Consider the following 23,996-nt stretch of genomic DNA (forward strand, 5'->3'; position numbering starts at 1 on the left):
ATGGACAAGGGAAACCGTGCGGCGGTTGCGGGTGACTGTCGGGTGCGCACCCTAGCACGGGAGATGCCGCGGCGGGATAGGCCGATGCGGCGGGTTGGGATGCTGCTGCGTCCCCGTGGCGGTTGACGGACGCTCGAAGCCGGTCGCTACAATGGATGAAACCCCGGGGAGGAAAGCCCGGGCCGGACTTGTGGGAGACGGCCACCATGACCCAGACCACCGAAGACACCACCCCCGCCGAACTGCGGGAGGTCGTTGCCCTCTTCGCCACCCGCGCCGGCTTCGACCGCGCGGTCGAGGCGCTGCTGGCGGAGGGATTCGACCGCGCCGACCTGTCGGTGCTGGCCAGCCATACGTCGCTGGAGGCGGCCGACACCAGGAGCAAGCCGCGGGACGAGGCGCTGACCGGGCTGGTCGGCGAGCTGAAATACGCCTTTCCCCTGACCACCGCCGGCCTGATCGCCATTGTCGGCGGCCCGATCGAGGCTGCGCTGGCGGCCGTGGTCGCGGCCGGCGTCGGCGGTGCCGCGATCAAGGATTACCTGGACGAGCTGACCAGCCACCCCAAGCCCGACGAGTTCACCCGGGCGCTGGAGGCCGGCGGCGTGGTCCTGTGGGTGCGGGTCGGCACGGCGGAGCAGGAGGCGCGCGCTTTCACACTGCTGGACCGCGAGGGCGGCGCCAACGTCCATGTGACGGTGCGCGAAGCGTAAGGCCGCAGCCATACCGGCGGGGTAGGAGGCGCGCCGATGAACGCCGGCAAGGGTCCGAGTCCCTCCCCCGCCCAGCGGGGGAGGGTCAGGGTGGGGGAAAACCGGCACTGGGTGGGGGCAAGGCCGCGCGATGGAAGCGGCGGTCACGCGCTCAGGTTCACCAGCGCGCCGCGCTTGGCGTCGTCGCCGGTCAGCTTCCGCTTCATCTCCTCGGCGATCTCCTTTTCGATGGCCTCGCGCTTTTCGGCCGGCATCGAAGCGAGGTCTTCCTCGGTCATCTTGTGGCGGGCGAGCCAATCGTCGCGGATCCGCTGGGCCGGCGTCTTCTTCGCTTCGGCAAGGAAGTTGTCGACGGCGTCCGGCACCTTGGACGCGAGCGTCCCGGAGGATGTGCCGCCGGCCTTACCGGCGGCAGCCGCATCGGCGGTCCCGGCCACGCCGGCGATGCCCCCGCTGTCGGAGGAGTCGCCGTTCCGCGTTCCACGGGACCGGAACTGCTGCGATTGGCCAAGAACGCTGGCGAGATAGCCGTTGATCTGCATCGTTGGGTCGTCCGACCGGTTGCACGGTGGCGCGGCCCGTCGCCGGCAGCCGCACCGGTCTGCGAAGCAAATTCCATGCCATGCTGTGTTGGCAAAGTTCCGGGTCATGGAAGGATCGCCGCGATGGTGATCATGGCGAGATGGTTGGCGGCTCGCTTCCCATGCCGGGTGGCGATCCGTCGGAACTGCTTCAACCGATCGATCAGGCGCTCGACGCGTTTGCGGTCCCGATAGGCATCGCGGTCGAAAGCCGGGTCCGGTCGTTCGGTGCCCATGGTCCACCCGGCCCTGGCGGTCGGCACGGGCCTGCAAGGCTTCCAGGATGCGCTGCCAGATGCCGGCGCGGCGCCAGCGGTGGAACCGGCTCGACACCGTGCCGAACGTCCCATGACGCTCCGGCAAATCCCGCCATGGCGCTCCGCTGCGGGCGATCCACAGCATGCCCGCCATTATCAGCCATGGACGGCTACCGCCAGGCGGATGCAGATACCGCCGTCTTTGGTCCGCCGGAGTTGGCGCCCGACCGCGTAACGAAAGGCGGCCGGACGCCGGAGGGCTGGAGGGCTGGAGGCGCGCGAAACGAGGGGGTCGGATCGCCGTCTGCCCCTTTCGGCTCCGGGGTCGCTGTTCGCGAAGGCTTCAAACCTCTGCAACGGAACCCAAAGACGACGATCAGGCTGCCGCCGTTGTGGAGGCAGCGAATTTCCTGGCAAGATCGATGAATGCCTTGAACGCGGCAGACGAGTGTCGCCGGCTGGGATAGTAGAGGCAAAGCTGCTCCAGTGGCGGGGTCCAGTCTTCGAGAATGCGAACCAGGCGGCCGGCGGCAAGATCGCCTTGCACGTCGGACTCCATGAAGAAGCCGATCCCCACATCCTCCAGCACCGCCATGCGGGCGAGGCTGGCCTCGTCCAGTGTGATCGGGCCGTCCACGTCGATCTGGATCGGCTGTCCACCCTTCTCGAACTGCCACCGGTAAAGTGCTCCATTGGGCAACCTTACGCGGATGCACGGATGGGCAAGCAGGTCGGACGGCGACCTCGGCAGGTCCCGGGTCCGGAGATAGTTCGGCGATGCAACCACCGCATAACGGCGGCGCGGACCGAGCGGTACCGCGATCATGTCGCTGGGTACGAGGTCCGCGGTGCGGATGCCGAGATCGAAGCCGTCCGCAACGATGTCGACGAGCCGGCCCTCGGTGACGAGATCGACATGGACCTGTGGATAGAGCCGCAGGAACTGGAGCAGGAGCGGAAGGATCTCACGCGCGGCCGCGACAAAGCTGTTGATCCGCAAGGTGCCCGATGGCGTGTCCTGCTGCGACTGGGCGTTTTCCATCGCCTCATGGATGTCCTGGAGCGCGGGACCGATCTTATCCACGAACTGCTGTCCGGCGTCGGTCAGGGAGACGCTCCGGGTCGTGCGATTGAACAGTCGGACGCCGAGTTGGCGCTCCAGCTTCCCGATGACGTTGCTCAATGCGGTGGTCGACAGGCCAAGTTCCAGCGCCGCTGCCCGGAACGATCCACGCCGCGCAATGGCGAGAACAGCATCGAATTCGATCAGGCCGTGTTTCGACATTGTCCCGGTTTTCGCAATACCGCATGCCAATTTACCCCGATTATCGGGATCGATGTTTATCGCTAAATCAGCCTTGTCACGTCAAGGAGCCGAGCGATGTCGATCGAACTGCCCAAACCCATAGCCGACTATGTCGAGGCCAATGCACAGCTCGATGTGGACGGCATGCTGAAGCCTTTTGCCGCCGACGCGGTCCTCTTGGACAACGGAAAACGTCACGAGGGCCACGCCGGGCTGCGAACCTTGTTCGAAGACGAGGTGATTGCGGTCAAGGCCATCTTCACGCCGGACACTGTTCGCGACGACAACGGCCAAGTCGTGGCCGAAGGCCCTGCCCATGGCGACTTCAAGGGCAGCCCCATCCGCTTCACCTATCGCTTCACGCTCGAACACGACGCGATCAAAGCCTTGGAGATCACGGTATGAACATCAAGGCTGATCCGACTGAGTTCGCGGGAAAACGAGTGCTCGTCAGCGGCGGCACCAAGGGCCTGGGCCGCGCTACCGTCGATCGCTTCCTGGCCGGTGGCGCCCGGGTGATCACCGCCGCCCGCGGAACTCCACAGCCGATCGACGGCGTCGAGTTCGTCCAGGCAGACCTGACGACAGCCGAGGGCGGGGCAACCCTGGCCAGGGCGGCGCTCGAGCGTATGGGCGGCATCGATATCCTCGCTCATGTGATCGGCGGCTCGGCCTCGCCCGGCGGCGGCTTTCTTGCCCTGACGGAAGATCACTGGCTCGCCGAGCTGAACCTTAACCTTTTGGCCAGCGTCCGCCTTGATCGCCTCCTGGCCCCGCAGATGATGGAACGGGGTGCCGGCGCGATTGTGCATATCACGTCTATCCAGTCGATCCTGCCGCTACCCGAATCGACCACTGGCTACGCCGCCGCAAAGGCCGCGCTCAGGACCTACAGCAAGTCGATCTCCAAGGAGCTGGGACCGAAGGGCGTGCGGGTCAACGCCGTCTCCCCCGGCTGGATCATGACGGAGTCGTCCGTCGACTTTCTGGAGCGTCTGCAGGCCGCCAATGGCGGCACGATCGAGGAGGCGCGGCAAGCCGTCCTCGATGCTCTGGGCGGGATTCCGATCGGGCGTGCGGCCGAACCCGACGAGGTTGCCGATCTCATTGCCTATCTTGCCTCGGATCGCGCCGCCGCGATCCACGGCGCCGAGTTCATCATCGACGGCGGCACCGTTCGGACTGTCTGAGGTCATCGCCCCGACGGTCGCCCTCCGTGGCGGGCGTCGGGAAGCAGCGGGGCCTGTGGCGTAGGCATGAGATCGGGGCGCATCATCCTCGCAGTGCCCTCGATCTCGCCCCGCCCATCAATGTGCGTCGAGTGACGTCCAGCCGCCGATATGCGCGTAAACGGCGTCGCGCAGGTGTGCAATCTCGCGGTTGAGCTTTCCCAAAGCGTCGGGTGACTGCCCTGAGGCGCGGAGCAATGTATCGCCCAGGCAACCGGCCCTGGAGCGCAGAGCCAGCCCTTGGTCGGTCAGCGACACGATCACCTGCCTCTCGTTGGTCGGGTTGCGCGTGCGATGGATCAGCTCCGCAGCCTCAAGGCGTTTGAGCAGAGGGGTGAGCGTGCTGGATTCAAGGGCAAGCTGCTGGGCGATGCTCCCTACCGTCTGTCCGTCTTCCCGCCACAGGATGTTCAGGACGAGATACTGGGGGTAGGTCAGTCCAAGGGCGTCCAGCAGCGGCTTGTAGGCCCGCTGGATGGCGATGCCGGCCGAGTAGATTGCGAAGCAGAGCTGTTCCTCCAGGGGGACCGGTGGGTTGCTCATGTCCGACATAGGTTGGCTTCCTTTGCAGCGCATCTTCCGCTGACATATATCGCGATAAATTTTTGTGGACAAGAGAGAGCGCCGACGATACAAACATATATCGCGATAACTGTTATCGCGATTTGATGGAGGCAAACATGAAGAACATGCTTCAGGCCCTGATCCTGGCCGCTTCGGTCGTCACCCTGCCGCCGTCGGTCTCGCAGGCCCAGCAGGCCGGCCATTCCGTCGATCAGGCGGCTGTCAGGAATGTCGTCCTCGTCCATGGCGCCTTTGCCGACGGATCGGGATGGCGGAAGGTCTATCAGGACCTGACCAGCCGGGGATACCGGGTCACGATCGTCCAGAATCCGCTGACCTCCTTCGAAGATGACGTGGCGGCCACACGGCGCGCGCTCGACAGGCAGGATGGCCCCGCCGTTCTGGTCGGCCACAGCTGGGGCGGCACCGTCATCACCGAAGCCGGCATCCATCCCAAGGTGCGTGGGCTGGTCTATGTGTCCGCCCTGTCGCCTGATGCCGGCGAGACCACGGCGCAGCAATATGACGGCTATACGACACCGCCCGAGTTCGTCATCGAGAAGAGCGAGGACGGCTTCGGCTTCATCAAGCCCGAGAATTTCGCCGCCGGCTTCGCGGCGGATGCGACGAAGGCCGACGTCGATTTCCTGAAGGCATCGCAGGTTCCGATCAATATGGCGAGCTTCGGCGTGACGCTCCAGCATGCCGCCTGGCGGACCAAGCCCAGCTGGGCGGTGATCGCGACGGAGGACAAGGCCTTCGATCAGCGGATGCTCCAGAACATGGCGAAACGCATCGGTGCGAAGGTCACGAACGTCCCCGCCAGCCATGCCGTCTACTTCACCCAGTCGGAAGTCGTCGCGAAGGCGATCGACGAAGCCGCAAAGGAGTCTGGCGCGGTTTCGCGCTAGGCATCGGTCCGGTCAGCCCATTCTCTCAGCTTACCGAAGGTCCCCGACATGAACCATTCCATACTCCGCCAGCTCCGAGGAGTTCAACCGACGCATTCGTGACAATCAGGCGCAAAGACTCTCCAACCTCAAGCCCGTCCATGACTTCATCGTCTGCGGTGCCGGTGCATCGGGATCCGTGATCGCGCGCTGTCCATCCCGTGGCCGATAGACGGAACCTCGCGATCCTGACCGATACGCTCCCCCGGCCATGCGCTGCCTGTCGAGTGTCCGACCGGCCGAAGTGGCGGGTCCAGGTCCAGGCACTACCCCTACCCTATGGAGTGCCGCCGGGGAGGGATGCCGCCCTGCGCCGGGGGGAGGCATCCTGCCATCGCCGAATCGAAGGCGTGGTCCGCCCCACCGTCAAGGTATCGCCCTCAGGCCTTCGCCCTCAGGCCTTCGCCGTCGGGGAGCCGATCTGCGCATAGAGGTCGGCCAGATCGGGCTGGCTGTGGGATTTGTATCTGCTGACGATCTGCTGCATGGCCTGCGCCATCGCGTCCGCCGCCGAGGCGTCGGTGTTGCCGCCGTCCTTCTCCGTTCCGTAATGGAGCGTCACGGACTCGCCGTTGCCGAGGTCGGTGTGGAAGGTATCGAGGAATCGGGATGCGAACCCGCCCCCGGTTCCCGCCGCGGTACTCCCGACGCCAGAGGTCCCCGGGCCGCTCCCGGTGCCGGACTCCCCGCCGGCCGGTTTGAAGCCGTTCAGAAACCCGATCATGTCCTCCATCGAGCCGAGCAACTGCGCACTGAACGCGCTGTCGCCGCCGAGATGGGTTCCGCTGATCTTGAAACCGTTTGGCATCTCGACGCTGAGCGTATCGGAGGACGGCTCGTCCTTCCCGATGGCGCCCTGGGCCGCGGCGGCAGTCTCGACCGGCGAGTTCCCACTCGCCTTATCGAGGCCGAAGCTCTCCGTGCTGTCCGTCTTTCCGGCATGCCGATGCCGGTTCACGCCGTGCAGGCCCTCAATGGGCGTTTGGCTGCCGATGCTGCTGGTGGACATTCGTGCCCCTTTCGGTAAAGGTCACACAAGTTCAAGCAATTTCCATACCGCTGCACCGACAGCTTGTTATCCGCCACCCACGGCCTAGGCAACAACCTCAACGGGTTCCGATGGGTGGCGGCCCCGCAGGCCGGACGGCGCTGCCGGCGGGCAATCCTTGCCGGATCGATCTTGCCGGGTGGAGACCGCTCAGATCGTCTCTCCCGGGCCGTCATCCTTTCAGGCCGCCACCCGCTCCGCCGCCCGTTCGACCACCAGCCGCAGCCCCTGCTGCTTATACTGGGCCTGGACGATCGACGCCCAGCCCATGCGGATCAGCGTCAGCTTCACGCCCTCGCCGACCTCGCTGCCGGCGACGAGGTCGGTGACCTGCCACATCAGCGTGTCGTCGACCGATTTCGGGTGCATGGCCGCCACCCGCAGCAGCCGCTCCATCAGCGCCGCCGGGCCCTGCCGCCCGAGGCCGCGCTCGGCCAGCGTCAGCGCGTCGTTCAGCGCCGCCAGTTCCCGCTGCGCCTTCAGGGAAGCCTCGCCCGTCGCGCGCTCCGTATTCTTCCGGCCGGTCATGGCCCGTCCCTCCTGCAAACCGCTGTGCAGGCCCCACTCTGGCGCCGCGGCGCCGCCTTGGCTGTGACGGCCGTCACTTCCGCGCAACGGACGCCGCCGCGCCGCTTTCCGGCAGGGCTGGTTTTCCAGAGCGGGCGTGCTACCTGAAGGCTTTACCGCTATAGTGCAAATGCTGCGGCCAGTCCTGACCGCCCGAATGTCGAGGTTCCTGCCGCCCGATGCTGTCCGCCCGCTCCAAGACGCCGACGCCGCCCGCCTCTCCGTCGGATTCCGGGGCAGATGCCCAGCCGACCGCCATCCCCAACAAGCGCGCCATCATCTCCCGCCGCAAGCTGGCGGGGGAGCTTGAGGAACTGGTCGCCGAGCACGGCACCGGCGACAAGCTGCGCCCGGCGCTGATCGCCTGCCTGCGCCGGACGCTGGCCGACGGACGGGTCGAGGTGCGCCGCCGCTTCGATGCCGGCGGCTCGGGCGAGCAGTGCGTGCGCGAGAACTGCTATCTCGCCGACCGGCTGGTCGGCACGCTGGCCGACTTCACCGTGCGCTTCATCTTCCCCACCGCTAACCCGACCTCGGGCGAGGTGTTCGACGTGGCGGCGACCGGCGGCTACGGCCGCGGCGAGCTGGCGCCCTTCTCCGACATCGACCTGCTGTTCCTGCTGCCCTACAAGCGCACGCCGCGGGTGGAGCAGGTGGTCGAATACATGCTCTACATCCTGTGGGATCTGGGGCTGAAGGTCGGCCACGCGGTGCGCAGCGTCGACGACTGCATCCGCCAGTCCAAGGCCGACGTCACCATCCGCACCGGCATCCTGGAATCGCGCTATCTCTGGGGCCCCGGCAAGCTGTTCGCCGAGCTGCGCAAGCGCTACGACAAGGAGGTCGTGGCCGGAACCGGCCCCGAATTCGTCGAGGCCAAGCTGGCCGAGCGCGACGCCCGCCACCTGAAGATGGGCGACAGCCGCTATGTGCTGGAACCCAACCTGAAGGACGGCAAGGGGGGCCTGCGCGATCTCCAGACCCTGTTCTGGATCGCCAAGTATCTCTACCGGGTGGAGGGCGTCGCCGAGCTGGTCGGCAAGAAGGTGCTGATGCCGGAGGAGGCGCAGCGCTTCGCCAAGGCGCAGAATTTCCTGTGGACCGCGCGCTGCCACCTGCATTACCTGACCGGCCGGCTGGAAGACCGGCTGACCTTCGACGTCCAGACCAGCATCGGCGCCGCCATGGGCTACACCGACCATGCCGGCACCAAGGGCGTCGAGCGCTTCATGAAGCATTATTTCCTGGTCGCCAAGGATGTCGGCGACCTGACGCGCATCTTCTGCGCGGCGCTGGAGGCGGAATCCAAGCGGCCGCCCAAGTTCAACCTGCTGCGGCTGGCCTCGGTCGCAAGGCGCAAGGACGTCGACGGCTTCATCGTCGACGGCGAGCGGCTGAACGCCCGCAACGACAAGCAGTTCAAGGAACAGCCGATCGACATGATCCGCCTGTTCCACACCGCCCAGATCAACGACATCGACATCCATCCGGCGGCGCTGCGGTCCATCACCCGGTCGCTGACCGCCATCGGGCCGAAGCTGCGCAACGATGTGGAAGCCAACCGGCTGTTCCTCGACATCCTGACCGGGCCGAAGGATCCGGAGATCACGCTGCGCCGGATGAACGAGGCCGGGGTGCTGGCCCGCTTCATTCCCGACTTCGGCCGGGTGGTGGCGCAGATGCAGTACGACATGTACCATGTCTACACGGTGGACGAGCACACGCTGTTCGCGCTCGGCATCCTGCACAAGATCGCGTCGGGCGACCATGCCGACGAGCTGCCGCTGTCGACCGAGGTGATCCACAAGGTGGTGTCGAAGCGGGCGCTCTACGTCGCGCTGCTGCTGCACGACATCGCCAAGGGCCGCGGCGGCGACCATTCGGTGCTGGGCGCCCGCGTCGCCGAGAAGCTGTGCCCGCGCCTGGGCCTGACCGCGGAGGAGACCGAGACGGTTGCCTGGCTGGTGCGCTGGCACCTCGCCATGTCGCACACCGCCTTCAAGCGCGACCTGGAGGACGACAAGACCGTCCGCGACTTCGTGGCGCTGGTCCAGTCGCCGGAGCGGCTGCGCCTGCTGCTGGTGCTGACGGTGGCCGACATCCGGGCGGTCGGGCCGCAGCGCTGGAACAACTGGAAGGCCACGCTGCTGCGCGAGCTGTACAACCGCTCCGAAGAGGTGATGTCGGGCGGCATGTCGGTGGAGGGGCGCGGCCGGCGCATCCAGGCGGCCCAGGCGGCATTGCGCGCCGAGCTGACCGACTTCGACGACGCCGCCTTCGAGCATCACAAGGGGCTGGGCTATCCCGGCTACTGGCTTGCCTTCGATGCCGGGACGCTGGGCCATCAGGCCCGCATCGTCCGCGAGGCGGAGCGCCAGCAGCAGCCGCTGACCGTCGACACCCGTGTCGACCGCGGTCGGTCGGTGACCGAGGTGACGATCTACGCCACCGACCACAGCGGCCTGTTCTCCCGACTTGCCGGGGCGCTGGCGGCCAGCGGCGCCGACATCGTCGACGCCCGCATCTTCACCATGACCAACGGCATGGCGCTCGACGTCTTCTCGGTGCAGGACGCGGCCGGCGGCGGCGCCTTCGAAAGCGGCGACAAGCTGGCCCGGCTGTCTGTGATGATCGAGAAGGTGCTGTCCGGGCAGCTGAAGCCGCTGAACGAGCTGTCGACCCGCCGCACCGCCCAGGCCAGCCGCACCCGCGTCTTCCATGTGCCGCCGCGCGTGCTGATCGACAACAACGCCTCGACCACCCATACGGTGATCGAGGTCAACGGGCGCGACCGTCCGGGCCTTCTCTACGACCTGACCCGGGCACTGTCCAACCTGACCCTGCAGATCAGCTCGGCCAAGGTTTCGACCTTCGGGGAGAAGGCGATCGACGTCTTCTATGTGAAGGACGTCTTCGGCCTGAAGGTGACGCATGAGGGCAAGCTGGCGAAGATCAGGGAACGGCTGCTGAGCGCGCTCGACGATCCCAGCGGCGACGCCCCGCCGCCGGCCGCCGTGAAGCGGACCCAGGCCAAGACGGCGGGGGCGTGAGTCCGTCCTCCCCCAGGTGAACCCTCTCCCCCCGGGGGAGAGGGCAGGGCGAGGGGGATGCATGGCGTGCCGATCGTCGGGTGATCGGGGATTTCCGGGAAAGCCGCATGAACGCAAGGCGGCCTTTCGACTTTTCGGCGTTCCATCGCCATACAAAACCAACCGCAGGGTGCAAATCCGCAGGGCGGATTGAAAATACAAGCTCAGGACTTGCGGAGTTTCCATGCGTCGGTTGCCAATCTGAAACACAGAAGCACAAATTGCTGCTATATCCCGATCAAACTTTCGTAATATGATATTGGAGAACCTGACAGAATATCTCTTCTGTAGATATTTCGATGCAGAATCTGTCTCCATAGGCGTGCATCGTCGGGAACGATATCGGAATTGTAACGGAGATCGGGCCATGGCAAACATAACCGTCTTCAATTTGACGGGGACAGACTTGTCCCTTAAATCGATGGTCATCAATGGAACGCAACTTCCATTCGAAAAGAGCCAGATTCCCATGCTTCAGAGCATCGAGCTGGATTATCGGCTGACCGACTGGAAGAATTTCACAAATTTTATATTTGAGGTAGAAAAAGAGTCCACTTCCTATAGAATCGATCTCAACAAGGATCACTATTTCGGTGGCGGCGATTATCGATACCCCGGTTCCGGGGCGAAAGTCCGCTATATCCTGAGTGGCCTGAGCTCTGATCTGAAGAATATTCAGATGAACTATGCTTATAACTCTCCTGATCTTGATAGATATAAATATTGCGATGATCTGAAATATCTGAACGCCCAGTAAATATATCCACAGCCAGGATGATTTACGGTCGAAATAAATTAATATTTCAGGAAACGGAGTTCGATAATGGGAAGTCTCAGCTTCACGAATGCCGGTGGCTCTGCTGTCAGCATCACCTACCTCAAGATCAACGATACCGTTCTAATAAAAAAGAATAATTCACCAGATTACCCTGATGTTAAGATCAAAAATATCAGTATATCTGATAAAAATAGCTTGGTAATTAATTACGATCAGAAGAATTGGAAAGATTTCGAGAGATTTTGGCTATCGATAGAAGTGGATGGCATATCATACGCGGTGGATTTGAATCGGGATCATTACTTCTTTGGCGGCGATTATCGTTACCCGGGGGAAGGGTCGGCAATCGTCTATTTTTTCTCCGGCTTCAACGAGAATAAATCCATGGTCCAGTTGAACCAGGTTTATGGCAAGGCTGGCGATAACAATCTGACTTATTGCAGCGACTTCAAATACCTCAACCAGACCACCGCGACATGAGGTGATGGGGCGAGCATGGAAAAGGCGGCGGATCGGGGCCGCCGCCTCTCCTCATCCGGATGCCCGCCTGCCGCTCACGGCGCCATGAACACGCTGACATGGCGGCCGACCTCGCCGCTGCCCTGGTCCTTGGCGATCACCGCCACGTCGGTCGAGCCGGATTTCACCGCCGCCGCCGGCACCTTCACGAAGACGCGGTACGTCGCCACCGAATCGGCTGCGGCCTTCAGCGTCAGGCTGGCGCCGCTGCCGGCGGTTTCGTTGCCGACCACCGACAGGCTGGCGCCGGTCAGCCCGTTGACCGTGACGGCATAGTCCCGCGCGATGTGGGTCTTGTTCAGGATCTTGATGGTGTAGGCGTTCTGCACCGATCCGTCGGACAGGGCGACGAACAGCGGTGCGCGGTCGCGCAATACGCTGACGTCCAGCGTCGGCCGCAGGAGCAGCGCGATCCCCATGGCGCAGGCGACCACCAGCATGATCAGCGAATAGATGACGGTGCGCGGGCGGACCAGCTTCACCCGTTCCGGCTTGCCGTCGATCTTGGCGATCTGGTTCGACTGGGTGTCGAATCGCACGAGGTCCAGCGGCCGGCCGATCTGCCGCATCACGTCGTTGCAGGCGTCGACGCACAGGCCGCAGCCGATGCAGGAGATCTGCTGGCCCTCGCGGATGTCGGTGCCGGTCGGGCAGACATGGACGCACTGCTTGCAGTCGATGCAGTCGCCCAGCCCCGCCGCCTGCCGGTCCTCCCAGCTCTGCGACTTGCGCAGCGGCGCCCGGCCCTCGCCGCGCCAGTCCTCATAGGTGACGAGGAAGGTGTCCTCGTCGACCATCGCCGACTGGAAGCTGCGCCACGGGCAGACATAGATGCAGATCTGCTCGCGCGCCCAGCCGGCGAAGAAATATGTCGTGAAGCTGAACAGCGCGATGAAGGTGGCGACGCCGCTGGTGATCTGCCCGTGCAGCAGCTCGTTCATCAGCGTCGGCGCGTCGTTGAAGTAGAACACCCAGGCGCCGCCGGTCAGCAGCGAGATGCCGAGCCACGCCGCGTGCTTGGCGGTCTTGCGCGCGATCTTAGCCCCGGTCATCGGCGCCTTGTCCAGGCGGATGCGGGTGGTGCGCGGGCCTTCGATCTTGCGCTCCACCCACATGAACAGGTCGGTCCACACCGTCTGCGGGCAGGCATAGCCGCACCAGATGCGTCCGGCCAGCGTGGTGGCGAAGAAGATGCCGAAGGCGCCGATGATCAGCAGGCCGGTCAGGTAATAGACCTCCTGCGGCCAGATCTCGATCCACAGGAAATAGGCCCGGCGTCCGACCATGTCGATCAGCACCGCCTGGTCGGGGATGCCCGGCCCGCGCTCCCAGCGCAGCCAGGGCGTGATGTAGTAGATCGCCAGCAGGACGACCAGCGCCGCCCATTTGATCCGGCGGAAGGTGCCGCGGACGTCGGCGGCATAGACCTTGGGCCGGTCGATGAACCAATGGCGTCCCGGTTCCTCATGCGGCGCGCCTTGCGGCTGGCCGGCCGGTTTGGCCGCCGGGGCGGGCTGGCGGGAGAGGGTGTTTTCTTGCGGAAGGGACATGGCGTGTTTCCTCGGCCGTCGGCGGCGCGCTGGATACTGCTACATCCCTTCTCCATAAGACTTCCGTGATGGAGTCACATTGCGCGATGTCAATCGGCCCCCGGATTTCGCTCCCGGCCCGCTCAGCCGTTCGGCCCGCGCAGCTCGGCCAGCCCGTCATGATAGGCGCGGTCGAACAGCGCCTCCAGCCGGGCGTCGGTGCCGCGCAGCCCGGCGACCACCGCATGGGCCCATTCGAAATACTCGACCTTGCGCGACAGCGGCCAGTCGGCGGGCGGGCTGTGCGCCATCGAGCGCAGGTTCGACACCTTGTCGGCCAGCTTCACCAGCTTCGCGCGGGTCGAGGCGTGGGGGGCGGCGTCGATCTGGTGCTGCTTGCGCTCGGCCTTCGACATCCGCTTGTCGTCGGTGGTCTCGGCGACGACCTGCACCACCTCCGCCCCGAAGGCCTGCTCGATCTCCTCATAGCTGGCGTCGGTGTCCTCCAGCGTGTCGTGCAGCAAGGCGGCGATCACCACCACCGGGTCGCTGCCGTGGGTCGCCTCGGCGACCAGCAGCGCCACCTCCGACAGGTGGTTGACGTAGGGTTCGGCGCGCACGCCCTTGCGGCGCTGGTCGATGTGCCGGCGCGCGGCGAAGTCGAGCGCGCGGGCGAAATCGAGAAGGGGGGCATTGGGCAGGCTCATGTCGGCGCTCTCATGTCAGCGGGCTCTTGGCGTTCTCTCGGCCGGGGCGGTAGTCTCGGCAGGGCAAGCCCGTGCGAAGGACCGCGCCGATGTTCACGAGTTTCTTCTTCGATCTGCGCAAGGCCGGCGTCCCCGTCTCGCTGACGGAGTACCTGACGCTCATGGAGGCCATGAAGCAGGGCACCGCGTCCTTCCGCGTCGAGGACTTCTATTACCTCAGTCGTGCATGTCTGGTTAAGGACGAGCGCAATCTCGACCGCTTCGACCGCGTGTTCGGCGCGACCTTCAAGGGCCTGGCCGACGATGCCGCCGCCGCCGGCGACGAGGTTCCCGTCACCGACCTGCCGGAGGAGTGGCTGCGCAAGCTGGCCGAGCGTTTCCTTACCGAGGAGGAGAAGGCGCAGGTCCAGGCGCTCGGCGGCTGGGACAAGCTGATGGAGACGCTGGCCCAGCGGCTGGCCGAGCAGAAGGGCCGGCACCAGGGCGGCTCCAAATGGATCGGCACGGCCGGCACCTCGCCCTTCGGCGCCTACGGCTACAACCCGGAGGGCGTGCGCATCGGCCAGCGGGAGAGCCGCCACCGCCGCGCCGTCAAGGTGTGGGACCGCCGCGAGTTCCGCAATCTGGACGACCGGGTTGAGATCGGCACCCGCAACATCAAGGTGGCGCTGCGCCGCCTGCGCAAGTTCGCCCGCTCCGGCGCCGCCAGCGAGCTGGATCTGCCCGGCACCATCCGCGCCACCGCCGGCAACGCCGGCTGGCTCGACCTGAAGATGGTGCCGGAGCGCCACAACACGGTGAAGGTGCTGCTGTTCCTCGACATCGGCGGGTCGATGGACGACCACATCCGGCTGGTCGAGGAGCTGTTCTCAGCCGCGCGCAGCGAATTCAAGCATCTGGAGCATTTCTACTTCCACAACTGCGTCTATGAGGGCGTCTGGCGCGACAACGCCCGGCGCCACACCGAGCGCCTGTCGACCTGGGACGTGCTGCACACCTATCCCGCCGACTACAAGCTGGTCTTCGTCGGCGACGCTGCCATGAGCCCCTACGAGATCGTCTATCCCGGCGGCAGCGTCGAGCATTGGAACGAGGAGGCCGGGCAGGTGTGGATGCAGCGTCTGCTGTCGGTCTATTCGAAGGCGGTGTGGCTGAACCCGACCGCGCCGCAATATTGGGACTATTCGGAAAGCACCCGCCTGCTCCGGGGCCTGATGAACGGGCGGATGTTCCCGCTGACGCTGGAGGGGCTGGACGGGGCGATGCGGGAGTTGTTGCGGTGATGTGAGCTGCCGCCCGTCCGGCGATGGTCCGCGATGTGGGAATGCAATTCAATTTCCATCATGCGGCGAATGGCACCATCCAATGGATATATTATTGACAACTCTGGGTAACAAAGAGAGGCTAAAAAGGGGTATCCTTTTTGGAGATATCAGGTGATAAGAAAAGTCTCTTTGGCGCTGATGCTGACTCTGTCCCTGTCGGCCTGCGGTGCACAGATGCCGCCGCTCAACTTCTCGGTGCCGAATGTCGGGCCGTCCCAAGTCAAGCTCGATGCGGAGGTCAAGTCGATCACGGTCACGATCGGGCGTCCGGACGAGGCGACAGGCCCTCTGCCGAACGGATTGGAAATCGTCCCGCCGATGTGGAAGACCTCTCTTGAAGAGGCGCTGACGAAGATGGCGATCTTCAAGGATGATGCCCCAAAGAAAGTATCCGTATCGGTCAAGATTCTGAAGGTCGACATTCCCAATTTCGGTGGCGAGTTCACCACCGACGTCGGGGCACGTTATGAAATCATCGACCGGTCCAACGGCTCGATCATTCTCACGACCGACGTGAACAGCAAGGGTGTCGTTCCCTTTGATTATGCCCTGATCGGCGCGGTCCGCGTGCGCGAAAGCCTGAACCGCTCGATCCAGAACAACATCCTGCAGTTCCTTCAGCAACTTGAAACGACGAAGCTGGGGCAACCGATGTTCCCGTCGTCGGCTTCACCCGTTCCTGCACCTGTCAAAGGCAAGGGAGTGCCCACATCGTGACTGGCCGCGGGGTTCTGCTGCTTTCCGTTCTCGGCGCCTGTGCGGCATTGACGGGCTGTGCGCCGAACATCTCGCCGGACAGCTATGCGGCGGGTTCTGTCGGCCAGGTCAACCGAACGGTCCGCGGCAACGTCCTCAGTGTCCGTTCGGTTGCCATCGGGGGCACGCAATCCGGCCTGGGTGCCGGTGCCGGTGCCGTCGCAGGCGGTGCCGCGGGGTCTTCGATGGGCAGCGGGCCCCGTGGCAACATCGTCGGTGCGGTGGGAGGTGCCTTGATCGGAGGTATCGCCGGCGCGATGGCCGAAGAGGCGGCCACCCGCCAGGACGGGATGGAGTATGTCGTACAGACCGACAACGGCGCCCTTCTGACGGTGGTCCAGGGCAAGGAGCCTGCACTCGCCATCGGCCAGAAGGTTCTTGTCCTTTACGGCTCGCGTTCGAGGATCATTCCCGATCCGACCTGAGGGTAGGGCCGGCAGGATCCCCGTCTCCGCCGGCCCGCCTCTCGACGAGGGTCTGTCGGTTGCCGCTTGAAGCCGGCCATATACGGGGTGAAATACCCTGCAATGGAAAGACCCGGGTCACGGCAGAGAGCGCCTCGGCATCGGTCGCCCCGATGCCGAGCTCGACAGGATCGCCGGCAGGGGCTGTTTCATCGTGCCGCGCTCACTCCGTCGGCAAGCGCGTGCCTGTCACCTCGCCTTTGAAACAGGCTGTCGAATCAATCGGGCACACGCCTGCAAAAGTTATTTCTGATACCTGTCAGTTCCTGTTGACGGGTCATCGGCGCACCTGTAAGAGAAAACTTACGGGTTAGCGACGGAGCGGACATGACCGGCAGCGGCGATCAATTGCTCGGGATGATATCCGCGCTGGCAAACCCGCATCGCCTGCGGATCGTGGCGACGTTGAGCGTCATGGGGCGGACCTATGTCAGTCAATTGGCGCGCGAGATCGGCATCAGCCGTCCGCTTCTGCACCTTCATTTGCGCAAGCTCGAGGACGCGGGCCTCGTCACCAGCCAGCTTGAGGTCTCTCCCGATGGAAAGGCCCTCAATTTCTTCGAGGTCGCGCCGTTCGCGATCGTGCTGACGCCTGCGGCGATTGCCGAGGCGGTGCCTTCCCTGACCGCAACCGCCAGAAATTCCGACTCCTGAAGGAGCCTCCGATGACCGACAGACCATCCCATTTCCTTCTCGTCACCATCCTTGTCCTCGTGACGGTTCTCCTGATTTCCGCGATGAGGCATTTTTCCTCGGCCCGCCGGGTTCGGGCACAGATCGCCGACGACACCGCATACCGCGACCTCGTCGAGAGGATGCTCAAGACGCAGGAGGAACTGGCCGCGAGCCTGGCTTCGGTCAGGGGCAGCGTCACGCAGATCGAGGGCCGGCTTGCCGGCGTGGAGAAAATCCTGAAGGACGTCGGGTGATGTCGCCGGAGACCGACCAGGAAGACCGCAGGCAGATGCTGCGGATGCGGACGGCCTGTCTTGTCGAGGGCGGCACCTTGCTTCTCCTGCTCTTCGTTGCCGTGCCGCTGAAGCATCTTGCCGGTTTTCCCGACGCCGTAAGGGCCATGGGGCCGATCCACGGCCTTGCCTTCCTGACCTATGTCTGGATGCTGATCCGGATGGTGTCGGCCGGCGGCTGGTCGCGGGGCGAGACGATCAAGCTTCTGATCGCCGCCGTGGTGCCATTCGGCGCCTTGTTCAGCGCCCGCACCCTGACCCGGCGGGCGACGCCCGCCCCGACCGTCTGAGGCAGGGTCATGACCTACCTCTGGCTGAAGGCGTTCCACATCGTTTCGGTGATGGTGTGGATTGGCGGGATGTTCGCCGCGGCAATCGCCGTAGCCGCCCTTTCCGCATCGAAGCCCCTGTCCGACGCGCCGGGGCGTGCCGGCATCCTCGACGCCGTGCGCCGTTGGGACCGCCTGGCGACCTCGCCGGCGATGGCACTGGCCTGGCTCTTCGGCGTGGCGGTGGCGATGCAGGGCGGCTGGTTCGGCTCACCCTGGCTGATGATGAAGCTGGTGTTCGTCGTCGCCCTGTCCGGCCTGCACGGGATGCTGTCAGGCCTGCTTCGGAAGCTCGACCGGGCTGGCCGGCCTTCTGCGATGTCGGGCTATGCGCCGCCGGCGATCGTCGCCGCGGTCGTCGTCATCGTTCTTCTCGTGGTCTTGAAGCCGTACTGACATCCGGCACCGGCATGACGACCGCCGGCCCGACGAAGGCCGGCAGGCCGCCCGGCGCCACGCGGGTGGGAAGGGCGCCCGGCATCGGCCGGGATGGGGGCCGGTGCGGAGTGTCACGAAGGCCAGGGTTTCGCGCATCCATCGCGGAACGCGCGAAACCCCGGGAACTTGACGATGGGCGGCACGCGTCGAGCCAATGCCGGTTTCAAGCGGCCCGGCCCATGCCGTCGGATTACTTGCAGCTGCTCGCGATCTGCGGGGTCTGGGTGCAGCCGCTATTGCCGGCGATCAGCGCGCCGGTGATCGTGCCGTCCGGACCGGCATTCAGCGCATAGTTGCAACCGTTCGAGCTGCCGGACTGAAGGGAGCTGACCAGGGTACAGGTCTTGCCGGCCACCTGGACCGACAGGGTCGGAGAGGTCGGGTTGGCCGACCATTGCGGCAGGCTGGCGGAGAGATGCTGAATCGGCTGACCGACGGCCGCCTGGACCGTGATGGCCACCGTGTCGGCGTGGGCGGCACCGGCCGCGAAGGCAGCGATGGTCAGAACGGCGCCGATCAGGCCGGTTTTGAAAGAAGAACGCATCTTGATGTTCCCTATTTCTATGATTGAAGTTTGTGTAAATGCGCAGGGCAATAAAAGAAAACTCTTGCTTTGCGCAAAAGAACATTCCGATTTCGGGGAAATTTATTCAACAATAATATTGTTACGAAAAGAATCGAATCTGATAATCACCTGTAGTCACAAATTGAGTGTCGTATACAAAAGTATACAAATAATTTATTGAACGCAATTGAATGCATTCGCAGAGTTATTTGATTTGCAATTTCAAATGTATGGATCATATTATCCTATAAAACAACATATCCATGATTTTGTTGCCGATTGACGGAGCGTTGCCGAAGGCATCCCGTGGACGATGGGGTCCGTCCACCTCCCCAAGGGTCGCCGGCATCCTGGAGCGGAGCGGAGCGGCCGGAGCGGCCGGAGCGGCCGGAGCGGCCGGAGCGGCCGGAGCGGCCGAGCGGTACCGGCGGCGGTCCGGTACTCTCACCCCAGGCGGGCCCGGCGGGCGACTGTCGCTGTCCAGCGCGATGGGCTGCATGTCCGCCGTCTGCGAACCCGGCATCGGCCCGGGCCGCTGCGTTCGCGGCCGGGCGCGGCAGGAAGAAGGGTTTGCACTGCAAACTTCGTCGCGACGACGCCTTTGCATTATTGGGCGAACGGCTTGCCGGCAATGGCGACTGTATGATTGGACGAAAAAGTCCGAACGGCGTCTACAGTGTTGCAGAACAGCGTGACCGGGCAGGGAATTGCCGAATCCCTACCACCGAATTGAGCGAATTCACCTTTCCGAATGTCTTCGGAGCCCCTATCTGTTGCCGTGCGAAGGGCGGATGGTCCGTCCATCTGGGAAACCGGCGGAATAGCCACAGTGTGCAAGAAAAATGCTCATGAACGCTAAGATCTTGCGCCGGGCGATGATCTTTGTTTCCCTTTCCATCCTCGCGGGAAACAGCGTCCTGCTCTACTCCGGCCTCAGGAGTCTTGTCGATGCTGTGGAGTGGGTGCGTCACTCCGTTGACGTGAAACAAGCTCTCTCCGATATCGAAACGGATTTGGCCAAATCCCAATCCGCGAAACGCGGCTATATCTTGACGGAAGATGCATTTTATCTGCAAATTTATTATGGCGCATCGAAGGAGGCGATGGGAAAAATCGACACTCTGCGCAATCTGGTATCCGACAACGATGATCAGTTGGAAAATCTGACAAAATTGTCGGCTGTTCTCAACCAGAAATTCCAGGAGATGTCGAAAGCAATTCGGCTGCAGATTTCCGGCGATCGGGCAAGCGCCAAGGAATTGGTCCGTATGGACCAGGATGGCGGCGCGATGGAAAGCTTCAACGTCGCGATACGCGAAATCGAACGGATAGAAAGTCAGCTTCTGCGGGAGCGTCAGGACAATGTCGATGTGGCTCGCCATGCGGCGTTCGTGGCATTGGCCGGCTTCATCGTTGCCGTAGCACTGCTGCTTGGCCTTCTCTACTATCTTGCATCCAGGGAGATCAAGCAAAAGACCCTGGCGTCGCATGAGCTCAAGGTGCTGGCCGATGAGTTGCATCGACAGACCGAGGATCTGACCAGGGACCGTAACGAAATCGCCTTGCTCAACGAGGCCAGCAGCTTCCTCCACAGCTGCAACGCGGTCGCCGAGATTTCGTCTGCATTTCCTCCCTTCACGCGCAAATTGTTTCCAGACTGGAATGGCGCCGTCTTCCTGACGGCGGCATCCAGGAACCGCCTGGATCTTCTCTGCCAGTGGGGGACCGATGAGGCCGCTCAACACTTCGCGCCGCAGCAGTGCTGGGGGTTGCGGCGCGGCCAGGTTCATATCCACGAATCCGAGGCCGCGGCGCCGCTGTGCGACCATCTCGGCATGCTGGGGGGCGGCGCGTCCAGTCTTTGCGTGCCGTTGGTTGCCCATGGCGAGACGGTCGGCCTTCTGAGCCTGTGGAGCACCGGCAGCGCGTCCGGCGGCGTCGACGGGCGCCGCATCCGCCGGATGGCGGATATGGTCGCCCGCCAGCTCGGCCTCACCCTCGCCAACATCCGGCTCAAGGAAAGCCTCAAGGAACAGACGATCCGCGATGCCATGACCAACGCCTTCAACCGGCGCTATCTCGAGGTGGTGTCGCAGAAGGAGGTCGCCAAGGCCAGGCGCTTCTCGCGCCCGCTGGTCGTGGCGATGATCGACATCGATCATTTCAAGCGGTTCAACGACACGCAAGGGCATCCGGCCGGCGATGCCGCCCTGGTCAAGGTCAGCCACTATCTTCAGGAGAGTATCCGGGAGTCGGACTGGCTGTTCCGTTATGGCGGCGAGGAGTTCCTGATGATCCTGACCGATACCGGACCGCAGGAGGCGTGCGACCGGCTGGACATGCTGAGGGCCGGCGTCGAGCAGATCGTCATGCGGCATGAGGGAACCACCCTTCCCCAGGTGACGATCTCCTGCGGACTGGCCGCCTTTCCGGCCCATGCCGACGATTTCGACGGCCTTGTCGCGACGGCCGACGAGGCGCTCTACCGGGCCAAGCAGGAAGGGCGCAACTGCGTGCGGATCGCCCTGGAGGACAGCGTCGCGCCCGAACTCGGGGAGCCGCAGCCGGCCTGAGCGCCGACGGCGCATGGCGGACCATGGGTCCGCTGAGAGCGGGGGAGGGTTGGGGTGGGGGCAAAATCGTCGCTTGGGCGTGAAGACGGATAACCAAACTCCGGCGGCAGGACTGTTGGTCCGGAAAAATATGATTTTTATCCTATATTCCTCCATGATCCTGGTGGAAACTGGCGGTGATTACCACCCGACCCATGGAGCCGCCCCATGCCCCCCGATTGCCTGCATACCGCCGAAGGTTTAGCCGCCGCTCCGATTGCCGAGGACTTTCCGCGCTGGGCCGAGGAACCGCCGGTGCCGCCGGACGGCGCCCTGGTGCCCGGCTCGCGCTTCCACGACGAGCAATGGGTCATGGCGGCCGGGATGCTGGCACGCGGTGCGTCCTTCCAGCAGGTGGCCCGTGCCATGGGGTGCAGCCGCACCACGCTGTGGCGGGCCCATTACGGGTCGCAGCCCTTCCGCCATCGTGTCTGGTGGGAAAGGCAGGCGCTGAACCGGGAAGCCGATCTTCGGCTCGGCTCGCTGCGCGCCATGGTGATGGAGCAGATCGAACGGTTGGTGTCGGCGGGCGATCCGGCGACGGTGCGCTGGCTGGCCGAGCGGCTCGGCCTGTTCGCCGAGATCGACCGGCTCCGGATGGGGGAGGACGCGCCCGTCCGGCCGGTGTCCCATCGCGGTCACGCCGGACCCGAGCCCCACCCCCACCCCCACCCCCACCCGCACCCCCGGCCTTCCGCCGATGCCGCTGCCGTTCCAGGCCCGGCGGAGGGATGTGCGCCCGCGCCGTCACCCGCTCCCGCTTTCGACGACGATGCCGTTCCCGGCGCGTTGCGCGAACGCACGCCGCCCGACCCCAGGGCCGTCGCCGCCATCCTCGCCCGGCCGGAGGCCGACGGGCCGGCGGGGGTCTATCCCTGGACCCTCAATCCCGACGATCCCTTCCCCAATCTCGGTTCGGCGATGGAAAGGCGGGGCGGGCAGGGTGCCTTCGCGCGCCGCGGCCGATGACCGGGCCGATGACCGGGCCGGGAGCCGGGCCGGTGGCCGGATCGACCGCCGGCGCGGTTGCCGGAGTGAACGGTGGAACGCGGCCGGGAAAACGGTTCATGGCGTTTCAAACGTTCCATCCGCCGCCGTCGTCCCCCCTCCGTGCCCCGTCCGCCGGGGTCCGTCGCTACGATCCGTCGCTGCCTCCAACCATTGAAAAAGCCCCCGGTTTGCGTCTACGGTCGCCCGTCCCCTTGGAGTGAGTGCATGCGCGATATCACCCCCGTCACGGTCGCCCCCGGCGACGGCATCGGCCCCGAGATCATGGACGCGGTGCTTCATGTGATGACAGCCGCCGGGGCGCGGCTGAAGGTGGAGGAGGTGCCGGCTGGCGAGGCGGTCTACAAGCGCGGCCATCCGGGCGGGCTGGACGCCGCCGGCTGGGGGTCGATCCGCCGCACGCGGGTCTTCCTCAAGGGGCCGATCACCATGCCCCAGGGCTACGGCAACAAGTCGCTGAACGTGGTCGCCCGCACCACGCTGGGCCTGTTCGCCAACGTGCGGCCCTGCGTGTCCTATCACCCCTATGTGCGGACCCGGCACCCGCGGATGGACGTCGTCATCATCCGCGAGAACGAGGAGGACCTCTATGCCGGGATCGAGCACCGGCAGACCGACGACGTGATCCAGTCGGTCAAGCTGATCTCGCGGCCGGGGTCGGAGCGGATCGTGCGCTATGCCTTCGACTTCGCCCGCTCCAACCACCGGCAGAAGGTGACGGCCTTCGTCAAGGACAACGTCATGAAGATGACGGACGGGCTGTTCCTGAAGATCTTCTACGAGCTCGCCGCCGATTATCCGGAGATCAAGGCCGACCACATGATCGTCGACATCGGTGCCGCCCGGCTGGCCGACCAGCCGGAGCGCTTCGACGTCATCGTCACCCTGAACCTGTATGGCGACATCGTGTCGGACATCGCTGCCCAGCTGACCGGTTCGGTCGGGCTGGCCGGCTCGGCCAACATCGGCGAGACCTGCGCCATGTTCGAGGCGATCCACGGTTCGGCCCCGATGATCGCCGGGCAGGGGATCGCCAACCCGTCCGGCCTGCTGATGGCGGCGGTGATGATGCTGGTCCATATCGGCCAGGGCGACATCGCCGCGCGCATCCACAATGCATGGCTGAAGACCATCGAGGACGGCATCCACACCGCCGACATCTATGCCCGCGGGCTGGGCCGGGTCCGGGCCGGCACCGGCGCCTTCGCCGAGGCGGTGGTGGAGCGGTTGGGCCAGACCCCCGTCACCATGCCGCCGGTCGGCTATTCGACCATGCGGCCGGCCTATGACGGGCTGAACCGGCTGGCGCCGCGCGTCCGCGCCCACAAGGAGCTGGTCGGGGTCGACGTCTTCCTGCACTGGTCGGGCGGGCTGCCCGACGATCTGGCCGAGCTGGTGCTGCCGCTTTCGACCGAGGCGCTGACGCTCGCCAGCATCTCCAACCGCTCGCAGCGGGTCTGGCCGGACGGCAACGCCGACGTCTTCTGCACCGATCATTGGCGCTGCCGTTTCCTGGCCCAGGGCGGCCCGGTCCAGCATGCGGCCATCGTCGAGCTGCTGGGCCGGCTGGCCGACGCCGGCATCGACTTCACCCAGACCGAGAATCTCAGCAATTTCGACGGCAAGGCCGGCTTTTCCTCGCCGGGTCAGTGATGGATGGCCGGGGGCGGATGGCCGGGATGGGAATAAAACCG

General features: G+C 64.7%; 25 protein-coding genes and 1 pseudogene. 17 read left to right on the forward strand and 9 right to left on the reverse strand.

Going from position 1 to position 23,996, the window contains the following annotated elements:
• Positions 1-206 precede the first annotated feature (206 nt).
• A complete protein-coding gene (locus ABMY26_RS19840) occupies positions 207-713 on the forward strand; it encodes a hypothetical protein (protein WP_372398889.1) in 507 nt (168 codons plus the stop codon).
• 143 nt (positions 714-856) lie between these two features.
• Here ABMY26_RS19840 and ABMY26_RS19845 read toward each other — a convergent pair whose 3' ends face one another.
• From ABMY26_RS19845 to ABMY26_RS19855, 3 genes and pseudogenes are all read right to left on the reverse strand, one after another.
• Entirely contained in the window at positions 857-1,255 is a 399-nt protein-coding gene (locus tag ABMY26_RS19845) for a hypothetical protein (RefSeq protein WP_372398891.1), read from the reverse strand.
• 104 nt (positions 1,256-1,359) lie between these two features.
• Positions 1,360-1,849 (reverse strand): annotated as a pseudogene (locus ABMY26_RS19850) (transposase).
• A 78-nt stretch (positions 1,850-1,927) separates the two neighbouring features.
• Entirely contained in the window at positions 1,928-2,836 is a 909-nt protein-coding gene (locus ABMY26_RS19855; RefSeq protein WP_372398892.1) for a LysR family transcriptional regulator, read from the reverse strand.
• Between the two features lie 96 nt (positions 2,837-2,932).
• On the opposite strand from ABMY26_RS19855, the gene ABMY26_RS19860 reads away from it, so the two are divergent.
• Positions 2,933-3,262, forward strand: a complete 330-nt coding sequence (locus ABMY26_RS19860) for a nuclear transport factor 2 family protein (RefSeq protein WP_372398893.1) — start codon at positions 2,933-2,935, stop codon at positions 3,260-3,262.
• Positions 3,259-4,047 (forward strand): SDR family oxidoreductase, encoded by a 789-nt coding sequence (locus tag ABMY26_RS19865; RefSeq protein ID WP_372398894.1) that lies wholly within the window; start codon positions 3,259-3,261, stop codon positions 4,045-4,047. Before ABMY26_RS19860 ends, ABMY26_RS19865 begins: the two co-directional genes overlap by 4 nt.
• A gap of 117 nt (positions 4,048-4,164) precedes the next feature.
• On the opposite strand, the gene ABMY26_RS19870 is transcribed toward ABMY26_RS19865, so the two are convergent.
• Positions 4,165-4,638 carry a MarR family winged helix-turn-helix transcriptional regulator gene (locus tag ABMY26_RS19870; protein WP_372398895.1) on the reverse strand — a complete coding sequence of 158 codons (474 nt, stop codon included), beginning with the start codon at positions 4,636-4,638 and terminating at the stop codon, positions 4,165-4,167.
• Between the two features lie 128 nt (positions 4,639-4,766).
• Between ABMY26_RS19870 and ABMY26_RS19875 the strand changes: the two genes are divergently transcribed.
• Positions 4,767-5,561 carry an alpha/beta fold hydrolase gene (locus ABMY26_RS19875; RefSeq protein WP_372398896.1) on the forward strand — a complete coding sequence of 265 codons (795 nt, stop codon included), beginning with the start codon at positions 4,767-4,769 and terminating at the stop codon, positions 5,559-5,561.
• Between the two features lie 433 nt (positions 5,562-5,994).
• Here ABMY26_RS19875 and ABMY26_RS19880 read toward each other — a convergent pair whose 3' ends face one another.
• Positions 5,995-6,609: a hypothetical protein gene (locus tag ABMY26_RS19880; RefSeq protein ID WP_372398897.1), complete on the reverse strand. Its 615-nt coding sequence runs from the start codon at positions 6,607-6,609 to the stop codon at positions 5,995-5,997.
• 219 nt (positions 6,610-6,828) lie between these two features.
• Complete coding sequence (locus ABMY26_RS19885; RefSeq protein ID WP_372398898.1) at positions 6,829-7,176, reverse strand: hypothetical protein; 348 nt, start codon at positions 7,174-7,176, stop codon at positions 6,829-6,831.
• 218 nt (positions 7,177-7,394) lie between these two features.
• On the opposite strand from ABMY26_RS19885, the gene ABMY26_RS19890 reads away from it, so the two are divergent.
• The 3 genes from ABMY26_RS19890 to ABMY26_RS19900 all read left to right on the forward strand — a co-directional run bounded on the left by ABMY26_RS19890 (position 7,395) and on the right by ABMY26_RS19900 (position 11,562).
• A complete protein-coding gene (locus ABMY26_RS19890) occupies positions 7,395-10,265 on the forward strand; it encodes a [protein-PII] uridylyltransferase (protein ID WP_372398899.1) in 2,871 nt (956 codons plus the stop codon).
• A gap of 406 nt (positions 10,266-10,671) precedes the next feature.
• On the forward strand, positions 10,672-11,061 hold the full coding sequence (locus ABMY26_RS19895; protein WP_372398900.1) for a hypothetical protein: 390 nt from the start codon (positions 10,672-10,674) through the stop codon (positions 11,059-11,061).
• Positions 11,062-11,127: 66 nt separating this feature from the next.
• Positions 11,128-11,562 carry a hypothetical protein gene (locus ABMY26_RS19900; RefSeq protein ID WP_372398901.1) on the forward strand — a complete coding sequence of 145 codons (435 nt, stop codon included), beginning with the start codon at positions 11,128-11,130 and terminating at the stop codon, positions 11,560-11,562.
• Between the two features lie 74 nt (positions 11,563-11,636).
• On the opposite strand, the gene ccoG is transcribed toward ABMY26_RS19900, so the two are convergent.
• Together ccoG and ABMY26_RS19910 are read right to left on the reverse strand one after the other, a co-directional pair.
• Complete coding sequence (gene ccoG, locus ABMY26_RS19905; RefSeq protein WP_372398902.1) at positions 11,637-13,151, reverse strand: cytochrome c oxidase accessory protein CcoG; 1,515 nt, start codon at positions 13,149-13,151, stop codon at positions 11,637-11,639.
• Between the two features lie 122 nt (positions 13,152-13,273).
• Entirely contained in the window at positions 13,274-13,837 is a 564-nt protein-coding gene (locus ABMY26_RS19910; RefSeq protein ID WP_372398903.1) for an HD domain-containing protein, read from the reverse strand.
• Positions 13,838-13,926: 89 nt separating this feature from the next.
• Here ABMY26_RS19910 and ABMY26_RS19915 point away from each other — a divergent pair, with 89 nt between their 5' ends.
• From ABMY26_RS19915 to ABMY26_RS19945, 7 genes are all read left to right on the forward strand, one after another.
• Positions 13,927-15,120, forward strand: coding sequence for a VWA domain-containing protein (locus ABMY26_RS19915; RefSeq protein ID WP_372398904.1), 1,194 nt, complete (start codon positions 13,927-13,929; stop codon positions 15,118-15,120).
• Between the two features lie 171 nt (positions 15,121-15,291).
• Positions 15,292-15,879 (forward strand): hypothetical protein, encoded by a 588-nt coding sequence (locus ABMY26_RS19920; RefSeq protein ID WP_372398905.1) that lies wholly within the window; start codon positions 15,292-15,294, stop codon positions 15,877-15,879.
• On the forward strand, positions 15,876-16,343 hold the full coding sequence (locus ABMY26_RS19925; RefSeq protein ID WP_372398906.1) for a glycine zipper 2TM domain-containing protein: 468 nt from the start codon (positions 15,876-15,878) through the stop codon (positions 16,341-16,343). The genes ABMY26_RS19920 and ABMY26_RS19925 overlap by 4 nt, the downstream gene beginning before the upstream one ends.
• 366 nt (positions 16,344-16,709) lie before the next feature.
• Positions 16,710-17,036 carry a winged helix-turn-helix domain-containing protein gene (locus ABMY26_RS19930; RefSeq protein ID WP_045580249.1) on the forward strand — a complete coding sequence of 109 codons (327 nt, stop codon included), beginning with the start codon at positions 16,710-16,712 and terminating at the stop codon, positions 17,034-17,036.
• 11 nt (positions 17,037-17,047) lie between these two features.
• The gene (locus tag ABMY26_RS19935; protein ID WP_372398907.1) at positions 17,048-17,311 is read left to right on the forward strand and encodes a hypothetical protein; all 264 of its coding nucleotides are present in this window, start codon (positions 17,048-17,050) and stop codon (positions 17,309-17,311) included.
• On the forward strand, positions 17,311-17,640 hold the full coding sequence (locus ABMY26_RS19940) for a DUF3817 domain-containing protein (protein WP_372398908.1): 330 nt from the start codon (positions 17,311-17,313) through the stop codon (positions 17,638-17,640). Before ABMY26_RS19935 ends, ABMY26_RS19940 begins: the two co-directional genes overlap by 1 nt.
• Before the next feature lie 9 nt (positions 17,641-17,649).
• Positions 17,650-18,075 carry a CopD family protein gene (locus tag ABMY26_RS19945; RefSeq protein ID WP_372398909.1) on the forward strand — a complete coding sequence of 142 codons (426 nt, stop codon included), beginning with the start codon at positions 17,650-17,652 and terminating at the stop codon, positions 18,073-18,075.
• 232 nt (positions 18,076-18,307) lie between these two features.
• Here the strand turns inward: ABMY26_RS19945 and ABMY26_RS19950 are convergent, their stop codons facing one another.
• Positions 18,308-18,661, reverse strand: a complete 354-nt coding sequence (locus ABMY26_RS19950) for a hypothetical protein (protein ID WP_372398910.1) — start codon at positions 18,659-18,661, stop codon at positions 18,308-18,310.
• Between the two features lie 869 nt (positions 18,662-19,530).
• On the opposite strand from ABMY26_RS19950, the gene ABMY26_RS19955 reads away from it, so the two are divergent.
• The 3 genes from ABMY26_RS19955 to ABMY26_RS19965 all read left to right on the forward strand — a co-directional run bounded on the left by ABMY26_RS19955 (position 19,531) and on the right by ABMY26_RS19965 (position 23,955).
• Positions 19,531-21,255 (forward strand): diguanylate cyclase, encoded by a 1,725-nt coding sequence (locus ABMY26_RS19955; protein WP_372398911.1) that lies wholly within the window; start codon positions 19,531-19,533, stop codon positions 21,253-21,255.
• A gap of 207 nt (positions 21,256-21,462) precedes the next feature.
• Complete coding sequence (locus tag ABMY26_RS19960; protein WP_372398912.1) at positions 21,463-22,263, forward strand: hypothetical protein; 801 nt, start codon at positions 21,463-21,465, stop codon at positions 22,261-22,263.
• A 246-nt stretch (positions 22,264-22,509) separates the two neighbouring features.
• Positions 22,510-23,955 (forward strand): NADP-dependent isocitrate dehydrogenase, encoded by a 1,446-nt coding sequence (locus tag ABMY26_RS19965; protein ID WP_372398913.1) that lies wholly within the window; start codon positions 22,510-22,512, stop codon positions 23,953-23,955.
• Positions 23,956-23,996 lie beyond the last annotated feature (41 nt).

The organism is Azospirillum sp. HJ39 (assembly GCF_041507355.1).
GTDB lineage: Bacteria > Pseudomonadota > Alphaproteobacteria > Azospirillales > Azospirillaceae > Azospirillum > Azospirillum thiophilum.